Here is a 15323-nt window from a genome sequence, read left to right as displayed (position 1 = left end):
GACTTAGCCGCTCTTGACTCACCGCTTGGCAAAGCGGGAGTCTTAGAGCGGATTAGTCAGAGGATAAAGAAGACTTGATTCAGGTGGAGTTTTACTCCAACTGAATCCTAGTCGCACTTATCCAGGGACTTAGCCGCTCTTGACTCACCGCTTGCCAAAGCGGGAGTCTTAGAGCGGATTAGTCATCGGATAAAGAAGACTTGATTCAGGTGGAGTTTTACTCCATCTGAATCTTAGTCGCGCTTATCCAGGGACTTAGCCGCTCTTAACTCACCGCTTGCCAAAGCGCGGGAGTCTTAGAGCGGATTAGTCATCGGATAAACCAAAGGACCCCAGGAAACGCTGAATCTGCTTTTGAGCCTCGGCCGCTATTTCCACCGTGGGAGCAAAGCCGGAGAGTGGTTTCGTGGCATCAATGCCCATTTTGGAGGTTCGGCTCAGCTCGTCGCTCGAAGGATCTAAGGTGCAGCCCATACCCATATGCTGGGGCACGATCGTCACCCCCCGGTCTGCCTGAAGACGGGTGGCCATAGCCCAGAGAACCTGCCGTTCGTCAAAAACGTCCACATCCTCATCGACAACGACCACCATCTTGAGATTGTGATCTACGGAGAAGGCTGTGAAAATAGCTTGCTGAGCCTGCCCCTCCGCTATTTTTTTCAGGGAAATATAGCAGTGAAATAAGCCGCAGGCGGAAATAGGCGCGTGAACATTTTTGACATTAGGCAAGGTTCTGTTCAGGGCATTCAGGACATCCCCCTCCCGCTGCACACCGACAATCGTAATGTGCTCTGAGCTCATACCCGGCGTAATGTCCTGGAAGAGCGGCTTATTGCGGTACTGTATAGCCTTAACCCTAAAAACGTTTTCCGTACTCCGGTAACAGGCATAGTTGGTAAACTCGGCAAAAGGCCCCTCAGCTTCCCGTTCCCCCGCGAGGATTTCTCCTTCGAGGATTATCTCGGCATAAGCAGGCACCAGCAAATCAACCGTCCTGCAGCGGGCAACCTGCAAAGGAGCGCCGAACAATCCTCCCATCGCTGCATACTTGCCAAGATTGTAAGGAACTAAGGCCATGGAACCCATGGAAATATTAGGATGAATGCCCAGAACAACCGTCGCTTCAAGGGATTTGCCGAGTTCTTCGGAACGGCGGAAATACTCCCATAAACGTTGCCGGGAATGAAGACTTATGCCCAATTTATCTTGCCCTTTTAGCTGCATCCGGTGATAGCCCCCGGTTTCAACTCCTGTCTCCGGGTCTTTGGCTATAACCAGCCCCGCGGTAATATAGGGTCCGGCATCAATGGGAAAATGGGTTAGAATGGGCAATTTGTAGAGATCAACCTCGGAACCAAGAAAGACATTCTCTCGAAAAGGAGCCTCCCTCACTTCCACCGGGTCAAGCCGCTGATTAATGCGCTTGGAAAATTCGGCCGCCAAATCGCTGGGAGCAACGCCCAGAGCTAAAGCCAGCCTTTCACGAGGAGCCAAGACATTGGTGACAACAGAAATGTCCTGCCCTTTGACGTTATCAAAAATCGTCAGCGGATAGCGGCGGGCTTTTTCCAATTCCATGATCAGCGTGCTTATCTCATACCTGGGGTCAATCTCTTCCCGCACCCGAACAACATCTGCGGGATTGCGGGCTTTTACTCGTTCAATAAATCCTCTCAAATCCTGCTCCAACTTAGTCGCCCCCTAAAAAATTAAATGTCAGCCTTTAAAGCAAGGCTGATTTTTTCAAACTGCCATAAACACGTTTCGTCAGGATTCCCGCCACAATAGTTCCTACCAAGGCCGTTAAAGCAGACGATAAGAGGGCGATCTTCCAGTCGAGATGAACAACATAAATTAAACCGATGGTAACGCATAAGTTGCCGGTAACATTACAAGCGATCTGAGCCAATAGATGGTGGCTCAATTTCTCCATCGAAAGATTTCTGGCTATTAAGGAGTAAGCCACTGAGCCGATAGTATTGGCGAATAAGAAGAAAAAGGCCAGGGGCGAGTAGGCTGTGGCCATAGCGATAATCGCTTCTACTAACCCGGCAATAATACCGGCAGGTTGTTGGTACATTAACACAATGAGACCGGTAAAAAAGGCCCAGCATGTTCCATTAAGCAACAAGAGCGTAGGATCTAAGATGCCGTCGATGCGTCCCGTCACCTGTTCCATAATCACGAAAACAATCCCGATAATGACTGAGCCTACTAATGCCTTGGTATCAGTTCTCAATAGTTTTTCTTTCATCAAAATTCTCCTCCTGAATTTTTTAAGGATTATATTAACGGTAATAACCTGCCGGCAAGGCTGATGCTTATTACCAATAACATCGCTGCAATTAAGACAATATCCTGATACTGCATTGTTAAAGTCCTGGAAAAAGTCCGGGTTTTATTTCTTCCATAACCTTTCAGCTCCATGGCCAGCGCTATTTCTGTCGAGCGCCGTACGGCCCGGTATAAAAAAGGCAGAAAGGTTGGAATAATTGCTTTAAGGTCATCCCAGACATTTTCCATTTTTAAGCCTCTGGTACGTTGGCTGTCCAGAATCGATACATATTCGGCTTTCATCAGCGGGAAGAAACGGACGCCAAGCCCCACCAGCATAGCAAAGCGGTAAGGAATGCGGAATTTTATAAGCATTAAAGTAAAGTCTTGAGGAGAAGCCGAGGTGAAAAATTGCATACTGGCGTAAAAAATGAGGGTTGCTTTTAAAATGCCGGTAAGGGCTAAAGGGATCGCCTGACTGTAAATTTTCAAGATTCCCCACTGATAGATCAGAACGCCTTCCCGGCAAAAGATTAACTGCACAACCAAGATCTGAAGTCCCAAAAGCAACATGATCAAGATCATAATCTTATACTGTTTTAAGGAAAGAGACAGAACAAGAGAAGACATCAGGCAGCCTAACAAAACCAGACCCAACTGAACGGCGGTTTGACAACTCAGGGCAAAGTAAATTATCAGGACATACCATACTAACTTAGTCCTGGGATCAAGTTTAAAAAGCCTCATCCTGCACCCCTCCGGATAGAGCATTGTCCCGAAAATTCAAGCCGATATCTTTAAAGGCTGCATAATGTTCCGCAAGATCTTTTACAGCAATATCGTATTGAAGGCGATGGTTATTGAGGGCCACTAAGCGGTTGGAATAAACCCGGGCCAGAGTCAGATCGTGGGTTATCAACAAAATTGTTTTGCCTTTTTGCGATAAGTCATAAAGTTTATTCATAATCATATACCCCTGGTTATCGTCAAGTCCCGAAGTCGGTTCATCGGCAATGATGAATTGCGGATCACCTGCGAGGATGGAGGCCAGCGCTAAAAGCTGCCTCTGACCACGGCTTAAACGCTGAGGATGCTTTTTCTGGTAATCCGACAGTCCAACGAACTCCAAACACTCTTCAACCCTCCGGGCAATTGCTTCACTTCCTTCACCTCTTAACTTCAGCGAAAATCCAACCTCTTCTTCCAAAGTGCCGGCAAAAATCTGATGGTCAGGATTTTGAAACACGAAACCCATCTTGCTGCGGATTTCCGCCAGGTTTTTTTTATTCATAGGCCGGTTGAACAGGGTAATTTCCCCTTGACATGGCTTTAGTAAACCAACAAGCAATTTAGCTAAAGTCGATTTTCCCGATCCGTTGACGCCAATGATTGACAAAAAATCTCCCTTAAAAATCTCTAAATTAATATCTTCACAACCTGCCTGATCATTTTTGTAACGATAAGAAACATTAGAGATTTTAGCGATACTTTCCTTAAAGCCTCCGTTGTCTTTTACCAAATCCGCAGCGTATTCTAAGCTTCTTTTTCGAGGCAAGATTTGCTCGTTGTAATATTCCCTGGGCGAATACTCTCGGATAATTTCACCATCTTTAAGATAAACGACTCGGTTCGCATAACTGAGAACTTCTTCAATTCGATCCATAACCATAACAATCGTTAAATTTTGAGTTTTGTTAAGCTGGCTTAAGCGCTTATAAATCTCCCAGCGGCCCTGTGGATCAAGCTCGGCGGTCGGTTGATCCAGAATCAAAATTGGAGCATTAAGGGCTAAAACGCCTGCCAAAACCAGGCGTTGGGCCTGACCTCCGGAAAGCGCAGCAGTCTGTCTTTGGGCATAGCCTGCTAAACCCACGAATTCCAAAGTCTTATTGACAATCTGCTCAATTTGCTCAGACGGAACTTCCAGATTGGCGAGACCAAAGGCAACATCCTCGTAGACATCCACACTAACAATTTGATTATGGGGTTCCTGCATCATATATCCCACATAATCGGACATTTGATTGAGACTTACTCCCTTAACGTCTTGCCCTAAGATCGTTACCTTACCGGTTAATTCCGCATTATAATAATGGGGAATAGCGCCTGTAAGGGAATGCAGCAAAACCGATTTGCCGGAAGCCACCCCTCCGGTGATAGCAATGAAGTCCCCTCGCTTAATTTCAAAGTTAATGTTTTTCAAGGCAGGCTCTTTTTCATTGGGAAATGAAAGTTTATCAATTTTGATCTTGGCAATTGTATCCATAGTCACTCCTAAAATGGTAAAAATAAAAAGTTCTAGCTTTAAAAGCTAGAACTTTACCATTGTCCTTTTGAATTATTTACAGGCAGGTCTCCTGACTTATGGACTCAAATGTACGCCTTCCCAGTTACCCCAGTGGCAAATGTACATTTTCAACATCCAATTACAGTGGTGGGTCCGTCCAGGAATTTAACCTGGTTCCCTATTATCCCTTATGGGCACCTAAAAATATGTATTTAATTACCCCAATGATAGAATAATTCAATTAATTTGTCAATCCTAGTTTTAGACGCGGTCCGTTATAAACTGATCAAGTCCATTCTCTGAGCTAACCGAATAAGGATAATTGACTTTTGGCCTAATTTGTTGGCATCTCTCCCTAGGCCTACTCTGTGATGAAGAAAATATTGCTGGATCTGCCAGCATTACTATAGCCTGCGCCGAAACTAACCCATAGACAAAATGGTTCCAGACGGCTGAATAGAAAGTCTTGGTGAGCCCGAATTTTTTTAAGAATCCCAGCTTTTGCCCGCCAACAAGACTGCCAAGAGTGAAGATAGATATAAATAAACCTTTCAAGAGATAATGATCTTTGCCGGTTTTCTTTAAAAGATAGGTCAATATAGTTCCCCAAATTGAACCTATGCCCAGATGGGCCATTTGGCCCAAAATGAAATTCTTGGGACTTCTCGTTCTGTAAGGAGCTACAAATAAACCACCCGCTATATGTCCATACAAGGCCTCGGTTTTCCCTGCCTTAAATATTAAGAGATTCGAGATATCCATAAAAATTGTCCCTATCAAACCTCCCAGAAGTCCAATCGTTATTGAATCCTTCATTTTACCGATTCTCTGCCAAGAATCTATTAGCTTAATAAACGATGCCAAGATCTTCCCCCCATTCTTGATCTTAAATAGTTTGCTCCAAATTAGGGGGTTCTAATTGTTGTAATATCTGGTAAAATGAGAAGGCAATATACTTAGAGCAGGAGGATACGCTCGTGGATGGCCTGAATTTTAGAGAACTAAGCTTAGACACTGATCGTCTGGTACTAAAGGTTTTAGATGAAAACTTTGCAGACGTAATATTGGATTATTTTAAACGCAATATGGAGTTTCTTAAGGAATGGGAACCGGTAAAAGATCCTGAATTCTATACGCTGCCTTACCAGCAGGAAGTGGTGCACGAGGAAATGTCCCGCATAATGAAAGGCGGGACATTTCGAGTCTGGCTTTTTAAAAAAAGTGACGGACTTTCCAGAACCATTGGCTCAATAGCCTTAAATAATATTGTTTACGGAGCTTTTCTCTCCTGTCATCTCGGGTATAGATTAGACGGAGAGGAAGTCAATCAGGGCTATATGACCGAAGCTTTAGAGAAGGTTATTGAATTTGCTTTCAAAACTATGGGGCTTCATCGCATTGAAGCAAATATACTGCCCCGCAATCTGAGATCAATGAGAGTGGTGGAAAAGCTGGGATTTTATAACGAAGGCTTAGCTAAAAAATACCTGCGAATTAACGGTAAATGGGAAGACCACATTCATATGGTTCTTTTAAACGATTAGTTTCTGCACAGCATCATAAAGAATATCACCGGCAAGAGCAATTTTTTGGGGATTGATGAGATCGGGAACATCTTCCGGCGTATGGTTTTTGACAAGCCAGTCCCGGGCCATTAAGGTGACAGCCGGAACATGATCCAAGTTAAAATAAACCTGATCACTATTGTAGCCGTTATTGGGTGTTAATTGAGCATTTGCTTTACTCTCAGCGGCAGCCTGAATCGCTTGCAGCGCCCTATTGTCACTATTGGCCCACAAAGCAAATTCCTCCAGCGGACCATTTCCCACAGTGTCTACGTTAAAAACCGCATGTATTCCCTGCAGAGAAAAAGTTGGCTTTTGTATGAAGGAATAAGAACCTACAAATCCCATTTCCTCCGCGCTCCAGAAAGCCAATACTACATTGCGTTTAGGTTTCGTTTTTTCCTTAATTAAGCGCCGCATGACATCGAGAATGCAGCCCACCCCGGAAGCATTGTCATTCGCCCCGGGATAGAGGTTACCGTTAAAAATACCCAGATGGTCATAATGAGCTGATAAGATGACCGATTCCTGGCTATCCGCTGCCATTAACCCTCCAATGACATTGGCACTGGGAGTGCGGAGATCATCAGGTTTCCCTGCACGGAATGTTAGACGGCCATTATAAAACTCTTCGACTACAGGATAAACTGTGAAAACGTTTAAGTAATCACGCGTTTGCTTGCCTGCTAAATCACCTAAAGGCTCTAAGCCCAAACCTTTCATTTGAGCTACAAGATAAGCCGCCGCCTTTTCTTCACCGACCGTTCCGCCCCGGCGTCCTTGCAACTCAGGATGTGTAAGGCTCAAAATATCTTCCATTGCTGTCCTGTTCAGGTAGGACATATCTGTTTGAGCAACATTATTGACAGTTTTCTTCTGCGAATTGCTTGTATCTATAAAGGTGGATGCAGCTTGAAGTGGCTTAAGTGAATTCGGCCAACTGTACCAAGGCAGTAATGCTGTACCTAACCCTAACATGCATTTTATGAAACCCCTTCTTGTTGGCATCTCGAATGTCCTCCCGGCTAAATGGTAAGTACTTGACCATTGCGATAAAGAAGACTTGATTCAAGTGGAGTTTTAACTCCAGCTGAATCTTAGTCGCCTTTATCCAGGGACTTAGCCGCTCTTAACTCACCGCTTGCCGAAGCGGGAGTCTTAGCGCGGATTAGTCAGCGAATAAAAATATACTCCAACTCTCACTGAGGAGGTAGTAACTTAATCCAACTTTAGTTTTATAAATGGTATAATTTGCATTTTATTTCAATAGTTATAGCTGAAGGGACAAAATTACATCTCGTATGAAGGAAGCTCAAAAGTCAATTCTAAGCTAAATTTTTGGAAATAAATGCAAACGGGAGGCCATACGCTATGTTTTCAGTATCCGGCAAAGAACGTAAAAAGCTTGTCATCGCAGGTATAATAAGTTTACTCTTTATAGCTACTGCCCTGGTAAGGTTAGCTGATTCATCTAAATCTATGGGATGGCAGGACTTTTCAGACACTGATTCGGCGTTAGCAACTCCTACTATGAATATCGACCAAATCGTCGTTTCTCTTAACGATATTTTGAAACAATATCAAACTTTAATAAGTTCATCTAAACCCCTGAGCAAGAAGGAAATGATTACCCATTTAGACGCCTTATATCAATCAGCTTTAACTGATGATGTCAACGCCAACGCTTTAAATAATTCTGCCGCTGACAATCAAAAACTCAGCGATTTAGCACAAGCCACCACTTTTCTCACGTCATCTCTCTATGAGATGAAAGACAGTCTGCAGAATGTGGGAGATTTCAGTCGAACACAATTAGAAAGCAGTAAAGAAGATCTAACTACGGCTATTCAGGCTTTAGAACGAGCCCGGCAAGAATGAAAATGCCATAAAAAAACTACTTCATATTTCCTGAAATTATGAAATAGTTCCAGGCACATGTCAGCCTAACTTGTCAGAGTGCCCAAAAACCTGACGGTTTTCAGTCCGGGACAATTATTTCTTTTCTCTTTCCGCCAATACGTTACTCAGTATTTTTCCCCCTGTGCCCCAGTTATCCATGGAGTTTTCTTTAATAAGGACAACAAAAGCTTCTTGAGGAATTCCTAAAGTTTCACTGGCAATTTTAGTGAATTCACTAATCAGTTTCTCTTTTTTCTCTTTGTCAATAATACCGGCTTCCAATTTAATAAAAGGCATAATTGTTCCCTCCCTTAAAATAATTCTTAAAATACACGATTATGGCAAAGCGTATTACTTCATTCTTAAAAACATGCTCACCTCTGCTACCTGGGCGTTAAATAATAATTTATTAAATCCAAGGAAGGCGGTTGTTTTTTCAGCTGCCTGAGCATCGTAACTATCTGGCCCCGGTGATATGAGGAATGATTAACTACGTGCAGCATCTGCTTCCACAATTCCAAAGCATAAGGTATTCCCTTTAAATTCTGATAACTGATGACCTCGCCTAAATCCTCTTCCGTTAAGGCGATCAAATAATTCTTGCTCAGATTCCTAAAATTGTTCCAGCGTTCGAGTAGCAAATGATAGCTTGGAAAAGCGTCAGCGTTTAAGAGGGCTCGACCCTGCTCTCCCATCCAGCGCGACAGCCACAATTCTTCCGCGCCTAAAATATGCAGCATCGTAGTGTGAATTGAATTGTAACTGCTGGATAAGTCGCGCAGAAATTCTTCTTCTTCCAACTGACCAACTTCATTTAGCAATTTGAGGTTGGCCCAATCATTATAACCGTAAAGTTCGGCTATTTGCATCTTATTAATTGTGGATACCTCCTTTCCTACCGTGAGCACAGCAGCTGATCGGTTTCGCAAGAGAAGCAGCAGTCGTGATAATTGCCTGGCTAAGGCCAGATCCATTAATTATGATTCTAGGAGATGCCTGAAAATTCCTGCCCTAAAGGCAGCATTCAAACAAAAACACTGCAGGAATATACAAACTTGCAGTGTCAAATCATAAGGATATAATTAAATTAGTATGAAAAAATTAATGGGGGGCGAATCTTTATGAACCAAACTATTGAGACGATCATGAAAAGAAAGGGCACATTAAGTTATACCGGTCAACAAATTAAAGATAGCGACAGGGATACGATTATTTCCTGCGGCATTGCCGGGCCAACCGCAAGAAATCTGCAAAACAGGCATTTTACAGTCGTTCAAAAGCAAGAATTGCTTCAACAAATAAACGACGGAGTTCGTACTGTAATGAGTGCTCCAGCTGAATATAACCCTTTATATGGCGCTCCAACCCTGATAGTGATGTCGGCCCCTATTGAGGCCCTCTTTGCTGACCAGGATTGTGCTATAGCCGTCGAAAATATGAGTTTAACTGCTACAGCTTTAGGACTTGGCTCACGCTACATTGTTTCTCCGACAAGGTTCATTGAAAGTGATGCCGGCAAAATGGTGAAACAAGCCCTGGGAATTCCTGAAGGATACCGCAGCGTTGCCTGCCTGATAGTCGGTTATGATGCCAATCCTGCTCAAGCTCCAACCGCCAGAAACATGGATGTCGTAAACTACGTAAAATGATAATTTTCCGTCATACGGAATTTCAGGTTTGTTCTTCCTGCAGAGGGACTCAAGCGTAACCTAATACTTAATAAAGGCTAGCTAATTAGTTTAATCCCCCACAGGACAGAGGTATCCATTTTGTTTAAACTTGCTTTGATACAGCGATGCCCCACTAAAACAGGCTCAGTTGCCTTATCAAGTAAATTCAACAAGGCTTGACCATATGTCAGGCCTTGTTCTGTTGCTATGGCGTAGGATTTTGCCAGCTCTGTTTTTTCCAGAGCGGTTGAGGTTTTGCCGCAAAGGTGGATAAGCACTTTACCGCTCATATCCTGAATTCCTTTAAGAACTCCCCGGCTTGCCGGACCGCTGTAGTCACGATATACTTTGGGGCCTACGATACCTATGGCTCCGACCGGGTCCGCATAGGAAATAATAGACGCCCCTCTCGCCATCCCTTCAAGGCTATAGCGAATGATCCCTTCTTCAATCACCGACAATATTTCTAGGATTCGCCCCGGATCTTTCCGCAAACCTTTGTAAAAAACCAATGGGTCAATCAAGGATGACAAAATAGTGAACGGTCCCTCAACACTCAGCGCGACTTTCTCTCCCGACCGGGCCAAAATTTCCACGGCGGCCAAAACCTCTTGAATGCGGCCTTTTTGCAGATTTAATTCCCGGATTGCGGACATTTCCTCAATTGAAGAAAATATATACTCCGCAACCCTCGGTCCGCTCAAGGCGCTGCCAAGCTTAATCCGGGCGCCGTAAGCTTCCGCTTCTACAGTTACACAAAACGGAACCCTGGCAATGACATCCCGGCGCTGTTTGCGCAGTTCTCCGGCCAAAACCGCCATACTTGCTTTATCACTATGGGCTTCCGGAAGGGTAAGGCCCGTTTTTCTCAACACTTCTTCCGGGATTTGCTCAAGTTCGTCTCCCGTACATTTAAAGTCCATTCCTCATCCCTCCTTAATCAGGTAATAAAAAACCAGATTCAGATAATAAAGTTAGATAGTCAAGTACGCAATAATTAAGTAATCAAAATCGGCAGTTTATATTCCATTCGCAAATCGAGATTCTATTCAGAAATCAAAACCTCATTCGGAAGCCCAAACCCCTTAGCCAACGGCAAAATGGAGTACCTCACCGACCAGAATGCTTATAGCTTGTAAAAGCAGGATAATTCCCAAGGTTTTCTTTAAAGGCAGCTCTTTAAAAAGGACCAGGATGCCAAAACCCGTATTGGCCAGTAAACCCGCCATCATAGACCCGAAACCCAAAGCCCCTTGCAAAAACCCTTCGGCAATTAGCACAGAGGAAAAACAGCTGGGGATCATGCCGATCAGAGAAGCAACTACGGGCTGCAGAAAGGTATTGCCGCCCAGAAGAACATAAAGCCCTTCTTCCCCGAAGTGATCGGCCCCGATTTCGATGATCAGAACCGTAACATACAGGAACAGCGTCAGCTTTAACGTATGAACCAAGCTGTTCACAAGAATGTTTTTATACTTGCCGCATTTGGGACAATCACAGTCGATGCCGCAGCCTTTAAGACGGTTGCGCCTCTCCTTGATTGTCAGGTTTATAAGCAGGCCCGCGGCGACGGCCAGCGGGACTTTGCTGCCTATGATTATTAAGATCAGGAACAGCTTATCCGGATGCGCTCCGATAACGATCAGCGCTTCATCCGAGCCGGCTAAAAAAACTGCCATCAGCATTCCCAAAGTAATATAGCCATTACTGTAAAGCTTGGCTAAAGCAACGGAGATCCCGCACTGGGGAATGATTCCCAGCAAAGCTCCGCCGACAACGTCCAGCCTGGCAAGGCGGCTGAAATTCTCCGTTCCCTTGTTTACCTTGCCGGTAAGCCAGTTCGTAAAAAGAATGACCAAAAATAAAATGGGAACAATTTTGACGACATCCTGGAAGCTGTCGATCATAATTTCAGCCAATGCAACAGCCCCCCGCTTTTGACCTTAAACAGGTCTTTAATTTCCTTTTCCCGGAGGTTCCGGCCAATCAGACAGAACCTGCCGCCGGTCTTGAAATGACTCTCCGCAATCATAAACTGACCGTTCGTATAACTGAAATCCCAGTAACCTTGATAGCTTTTGAGGAAGCCTTTGCCTCTCAGGACCTGGCCGTAACAAGGCTGACCAAGCCGGGAGAGAATCTGCTCCAGTTCCTCCCGGCTATAAGCCCGGGAAGTCTTAACCGCTAACGCCTGTATGTCATTTTCACTGCATGGCTTGTAAGCGGTGTGGAGAATCTCACTCAGATCCAGCTCCCCCTGACTGTCCAGAAGGCTTTCGAGCTCGCCAGGCTGCAGGGAATCCCAGGATTTGCTGATAATTTCACAGTCCTGGTTATATTCCCTGAGGGAGGCGAGAATCACTGCAATTGTTTCAGGGTCCACCAGCTGGCTTTTACTTAAAATCAGAGCCGAAGCATTAGTAATCTGATCTTCGAAGAACTCGCCAAAAACATCACACTGTTGCTGATAATTAAGGCAATCCACAACCGTCAGCAGAGAGTTGATCTGCAAAAGACCGGCAAATTCGGATCTGCCCAGGATATCGATGATTTCACTTAGGATACTGACACCGGTAGGCTCAATCACAATTCTTTGGGGATGGAATTCTTCAATAATCCGCTCCAGCACCTGCACAAAATCCTTTTTCATGATACAGCAAATACAACCGCTGGAAATCTCAAAGACGTCAAACCCTTCCCGTTCCACCAGCTCTCCGTCAATGCCAATATCTCCGAACTCATTCTCAATCAAAACGATTCTTTCTTTCTGATAAATCCGGAGAAGTTTTTGGACCAGAGTGGTCTTGCCGGACCCCAGAAATCCGGAAATCACGTCTATTTTAATCATAGATCATGGTCACACCCTTCAATAGTGGTCACATTCCGCCCTCAAAAGCCCAACGCTTTAACAAAATAGTCTTGAAAACGGGAATCAGTGGAAAGCTCCAAAACCTCTAGCCTGCTTTTCAACTCTTTAATTTGAGTTTTTACTCCTTTATTGAGCAAGGCTAAGCGGGCGCCTTCCGCTGAAGAATTGCCGACAAAGCTGATCTTGCCTTTAAACCCTTTCGGCAAAAGGCCGATTTCCCGAATACTTTCCGGATTGATATGAAAGCCAAAGGCTCCGGCGATAACCGCCTCCTGGATAAGATCAAGAGAAATACCCGCTTCTTCGAGGAGCAGGGTTACTCCTGCCGCAATGGCACCCTTGGCTAACTGAATCTGGCGGATATCCCTTTGTGAGATATAAATCCGGTCCGTCAGATAAAACTTTTTATCCCTCACTCTTGCCTGCAGGCGCGGGTCGAGGTCGGGGTTAAAGCGCCCGCCGGGAAGAACCAGCTTTCCTTTCACCATTGCCGCCGTGAGATCAATAAGGCCGCTGCCGCAGATTCCCAGAGGAGCCGTAGCGCCGATGGTTGTAAAATGAACGTCATAATCATCGTCCAGGAAAAAAGTGTCAATAGCTCCTGCTTCGGCACGGCAGCCGCAGGAAATGTTCATTCCTTCCAGAGCCGGACCGGCGGCCGTCGAGGCAGCCAGCAGCCGTCCGCCGAGATTTGCCACAATTTCACCGTTTGTACCGATATCCAAAAAGACGGAGGGGATGGTTTTTTCCGCAAACCCTGTAGCCGCAACACCGGCCAGGATATCGGCGCCAATATAGCCTGAAGCTGAAGGCAAAAGGGTTACCCTCCCTTCCCGGCAAATCTTGAACCCTGTTTCCCGGGCTTTCAGATCAATTTGGCCGAGGAAAACCGGACGGTAAGGCGACTTGGCCAGGGAACCGGAATAAACACCCAGGATAAAATGCAGCATGGTCGTATTCCCGGCTATCACCGCATGGTAAATACGCTCCGCTCTGGCATCACTACCCGCCAGGTCTGTCACCAATTCATTGAGCTTGCCCAGAACAGACTCCCGAAGTTGGTCCGGACCTTGGGAATTTTCCAGACAATAACTGATCCGGGACAAAACGTCGCCGCCAAATTCCGTCTGGGGATTCAACGCGGATTTTTTGGCGAGAATTTCCCCGCTGGAGAGATCCAGAAGATAGGCGGAAATACCTGTTGTCCCGATGTCTATCGCCAGGCCGAGAATTTCACCGGGCTCGGGCTCCAGGTCAACCAGTTCATTGTCCACTACCACCCCGTATATTTGCCTGGCGGCGGTCTGCTCAAGTTTACCCATCCTGCGGTAAATTTCCGGGGAACTGGAGAGATAAGGCAGTCCTTCCAAGTAGGGCCGGGAGGACTTGGCGGGAGCCGGCAGCAAAACCTGTTTTACAGAACTGTCGAGCTCCGCTTCAATGGCCAGGCCTTGGTTAATCGTTTGCAGGTGATTTACTTTAGCCGGAAGCTCAACCCGGACATCGCCGCTTACCCGGGCCAGACAGGCCAGGCGGATGCCGGAGTCAATCCCGGAAGCATTGAGAAATCCGCTTTCCAAATCCTCCGGCGGGCAAAGCTCCCCCCAGGCCTTGACCCGGCATTTGCCGCAGCGCCCTAAGCCGTTGCAGGGAGTTTCCAGACTCAAACCCGCAGCCCGGATACAATCCGCCAGCTTATCCCCTTTATTGGCTGCAAGGGAAATACCTTCGTTGGCAAAATAGACATTAACCATCTTATTGATAAGAACCTTCTTTCACGTAATCCGTCATGACTTTCAGGCTGCTTAGAGGAGTAGCCATACTCAGGCCGCAGGCCGGCGCTGCGATATCCACCCGGGAATGAAGAGCGTGACGGGTAATGGCAATAATTTTTTCTTGTTCCCCCGTATGCAGAAGCTGGGTATTAACATTGCCCATCAGTCCGGTCTTCAGGGCCCCCCGGGCAAACTTCATATTGACAATCGAATCAAAGCTCACGGCATTGGCCTTTACCTCATTCAGCGCTTCAATAATCGTCTGCGCATTGCCGCAAATATGCAGGATAACAGGAATGCCTTCCCGTTGCAGCGCCTGAATAAGGTCTTGATAGAAAGGGACCGCGAACTTGCGGAAATTGCGGGGACCCAGAATTTCCCCCGTAGCTGTGGGATCTGAAATCGCAATGACGTCAGCTCCGGCTCTGACCATTTCTAAAGCATAGCGAAGGAGATAATCATTGATAAACGCCAGAAAACGGGCAGACCGCTCAGGATCACGCCGCAGCATCTTAAGCATTTCCAGGGGATCAACAACTGAAGTGGCCGTGCTGATATGGCCTGAGACATTGCCGATGACAGGTACCCGGTCGTTCTTAAGCTCCCGGATCGCCTGCAATACCGTTCCCATTCTGCCGCCGGTGACGTCAGCCTGACAGTTTTCCATGATGCCTTCCAAGGGCTGAGCGTTATACTGAGTTATCCTGGGTTCGACAAGGTTATCCCCCAGGTTGACGTTTGCTCCCAAGGCTTCCGCTTCCGCCGTCAGGCAAAAGGGTACTCCGTAATTTTCAAAACCGGCAAGCTCGTTAATCTTACGGGCGGCTTTAACCATAGCAGCTTTGTCGGAGTGCTGTCCCCCTCCTATTTGATTCGATATCTCGGTCACGCAGGCGCTCATCATGCCGCCCGGGCAAATAACGGGAGGCCGGTCAACCCGGTCTCCCTTCAGCACGTTCAGTAAGCGTTCTTTCTCATTCAAGG

General features: G+C 46.0%; 16 protein-coding genes and 1 riboswitch. Of the genes, 3 read left to right on the top strand and 13 right to left on the bottom strand.

Going from position 1 to position 15323, the window contains the following annotated elements; genetic code table 11:
- Positions 1–306: 306 nt before the first annotated feature.
- The 5 genes from REC12_RS26390 to REC12_RS26370 all read right to left on the bottom strand — a co-directional run bounded on the left by REC12_RS26390 (position 307) and on the right by REC12_RS26370 (position 5425).
- Positions 307–1689, bottom strand: a complete 1383-nt coding sequence (locus REC12_RS26390) for a UbiD family decarboxylase (protein WP_308899425.1) — start codon at positions 1687–1689, stop codon at positions 307–309.
- A 34-nt stretch (positions 1690–1723) separates the two neighbouring features.
- Entirely contained in the window at positions 1724–2254 is a 531-nt protein-coding gene (locus REC12_RS26385; RefSeq protein WP_308899423.1) for a hypothetical protein, read from the bottom strand.
- Positions 2255–2283: 29 nt separating this feature from the next.
- Positions 2284–3021: an energy-coupling factor transporter transmembrane component T family protein gene (locus tag REC12_RS26380; RefSeq protein WP_308899422.1), complete on the bottom strand. Its 738-nt coding sequence runs from the start codon at positions 3019–3021 to the stop codon at positions 2284–2286.
- Positions 3008–4540 (bottom strand): ABC transporter ATP-binding protein, encoded by a 1533-nt coding sequence (locus REC12_RS26375; protein WP_308899421.1) that lies wholly within the window; start codon positions 4538–4540, stop codon positions 3008–3010. Before REC12_RS26375 ends, REC12_RS26380 begins: the two co-directional genes overlap by 14 nt.
- A 64-nt stretch (positions 4541–4604) precedes the next feature.
- Positions 4605–4778, bottom strand: a riboswitch (cobalamin riboswitch).
- Between the two features lie 44 nt (positions 4779–4822).
- Positions 4823–5425, bottom strand: coding sequence for a hypothetical protein (locus REC12_RS26370; protein ID WP_308899419.1), 603 nt, complete (start codon positions 5423–5425; stop codon positions 4823–4825).
- 113 nt (positions 5426–5538) lie between these two features.
- Between REC12_RS26370 and REC12_RS26365 the strand changes: the two genes are divergently transcribed.
- Positions 5539–6105 carry a GNAT family N-acetyltransferase gene (locus tag REC12_RS26365; protein WP_308899418.1) on the top strand — a complete coding sequence of 189 codons (567 nt, stop codon included), beginning with the start codon at positions 5539–5541 and terminating at the stop codon, positions 6103–6105.
- Here the strand turns inward: REC12_RS26365 and REC12_RS26360 are convergent.
- Entirely contained in the window at positions 6094–7134 is a 1041-nt protein-coding gene (locus REC12_RS26360; RefSeq protein ID WP_308899416.1) for a M28 family metallopeptidase, read from the bottom strand. The two genes, REC12_RS26365 and REC12_RS26360, sit on opposite strands and share 12 nt — an antisense overlap.
- 363 nt (positions 7135–7497) lie before the next feature.
- Between REC12_RS26360 and REC12_RS26355 the strand changes: the two genes are divergently transcribed.
- Entirely contained in the window at positions 7498–8004 is a 507-nt protein-coding gene (locus REC12_RS26355; RefSeq protein WP_308899415.1) for a hypothetical protein, read from the top strand.
- Between the two features lie 114 nt (positions 8005–8118).
- Here the strand turns inward: REC12_RS26355 and dmpI are convergent, their stop codons facing one another.
- Together dmpI and REC12_RS26345 are read right to left on the bottom strand one after the other, a co-directional pair.
- Positions 8119–8322, bottom strand: a complete 204-nt coding sequence (dmpI, locus tag REC12_RS26350; RefSeq protein WP_308899413.1) for a 4-oxalocrotonate tautomerase DmpI — start codon at positions 8320–8322, stop codon at positions 8119–8121.
- 86 nt (positions 8323–8408) lie between these two features.
- A complete protein-coding gene (locus tag REC12_RS26345) occupies positions 8409–8999 on the bottom strand; it encodes a DinB family protein (protein WP_308899412.1) in 591 nt (196 codons plus the stop codon).
- A 147-nt stretch (positions 9000–9146) separates the two neighbouring features.
- Between REC12_RS26345 and REC12_RS26340 the strand changes: the two genes are divergently transcribed.
- Entirely contained in the window at positions 9147–9674 is a 528-nt protein-coding gene (locus tag REC12_RS26340) for a nitroreductase family protein (protein ID WP_308899410.1), read from the top strand.
- A 77-nt stretch (positions 9675–9751) separates the two neighbouring features.
- Here REC12_RS26340 and REC12_RS26335 read toward each other — a convergent pair whose 3' ends face one another.
- From REC12_RS26335 to REC12_RS26315, 5 genes are all read right to left on the bottom strand, one after another.
- Positions 9752–10618 (bottom strand): uroporphyrinogen decarboxylase family protein, encoded by an 867-nt coding sequence (locus tag REC12_RS26335; RefSeq protein WP_308899409.1) that lies wholly within the window; start codon positions 10616–10618, stop codon positions 9752–9754.
- Positions 10619–10780: 162 nt separating this feature from the next.
- Positions 10781–11614 carry a putative manganese transporter gene (locus REC12_RS26330; protein WP_308899407.1) on the bottom strand — a complete coding sequence of 278 codons (834 nt, stop codon included), beginning with the start codon at positions 11612–11614 and terminating at the stop codon, positions 10781–10783.
- A complete protein-coding gene (locus REC12_RS26325) occupies positions 11599–12543 on the bottom strand; it encodes a CobW family GTP-binding protein (RefSeq protein WP_308899405.1) in 945 nt (314 codons plus the stop codon). The genes REC12_RS26330 and REC12_RS26325 overlap by 16 nt, the downstream gene beginning before the upstream one ends.
- Before the next feature lie 41 nt (positions 12544–12584).
- Entirely contained in the window at positions 12585–14318 is a 1734-nt protein-coding gene (locus REC12_RS26320) for an ASKHA domain-containing protein (protein WP_308899403.1), read from the bottom strand.
- A gap of 1 nt (position 14319) precedes the next feature.
- Entirely contained in the window at positions 14320–15321 is a 1002-nt protein-coding gene (locus REC12_RS26315) for a uroporphyrinogen decarboxylase family protein (protein WP_308899400.1), read from the bottom strand.
- Between the last annotated feature and the right edge of the window lie 2 nt (positions 15322–15323).

The organism is Candidatus Desulfosporosinus nitrosoreducens (genome assembly GCF_030954495.1).
In the GTDB taxonomy this organism is placed as follows: Bacteria; Bacillota; Desulfitobacteriia; order Desulfitobacteriales; family Desulfitobacteriaceae; genus Desulfosporosinus; species Desulfosporosinus nitrosoreducens.
This window is presented reverse-complemented; position numbering and strand designations above follow the sequence as displayed.

What these genes read in the sequence shown, in the direction of transcription:
- REC12_RS26385 (WP_308899423.1), bottom strand. Translation starts at nt 2,254, where the DNA reads ATGAAAGAAAAACTATTGAGAACTGATACCAAGGCATTAGTAGGCTCA.
- dmpI (WP_308899413.1), bottom strand. Translation starts at nt 8,322, where the DNA reads ATGCCTTTTATTAAATTGGAAGCCGGTATTATTGACAAAGAGAAAAAA.
- REC12_RS26355 (WP_308899415.1), top strand. Translation starts at nt 7,498, where the DNA reads ATGTTTTCAGTATCCGGCAAAGAACGTAAAAAGCTTGTCATCGCAGGT.
- REC12_RS26325 (WP_308899405.1), bottom strand. Translation starts at nt 12,543, where the DNA reads ATGATTAAAATAGACGTGATTTCCGGATTTCTGGGGTCCGGCAAGACC.
- REC12_RS26380 (WP_308899422.1), bottom strand. Translation starts at nt 3,021, where the DNA reads ATGAGGCTTTTTAAACTTGATCCCAGGACTAAGTTAGTATGGTATGTC.
- REC12_RS26345 (WP_308899412.1), bottom strand. Translation starts at nt 8,999, where the DNA reads ATGGATCTGGCCTTAGCCAGGCAATTATCACGACTGCTGCTTCTCTTG.
- REC12_RS26320 (WP_308899403.1), bottom strand. Translation starts at nt 14,318, where the DNA reads ATGGTTAATGTCTATTTTGCCAACGAAGGTATTTCCCTTGCAGCCAAT.
- REC12_RS26335 (WP_308899409.1), bottom strand. Translation starts at nt 10,618, where the DNA reads ATGGACTTTAAATGTACGGGAGACGAACTTGAGCAAATCCCGGAAGAA.
- REC12_RS26340 (WP_308899410.1), top strand. Translation starts at nt 9,147, where the DNA reads ATGAACCAAACTATTGAGACGATCATGAAAAGAAAGGGCACATTAAGT.
- REC12_RS26375 (WP_308899421.1), bottom strand. Translation starts at nt 4,540, where the DNA reads ATGGATACAATTGCCAAGATCAAAATTGATAAACTTTCATTTCCCAAT.
- REC12_RS26360 (WP_308899416.1), bottom strand. Translation starts at nt 7,134, where the DNA reads ATGCCAACAAGAAGGGGTTTCATAAAATGCATGTTAGGGTTAGGTACA.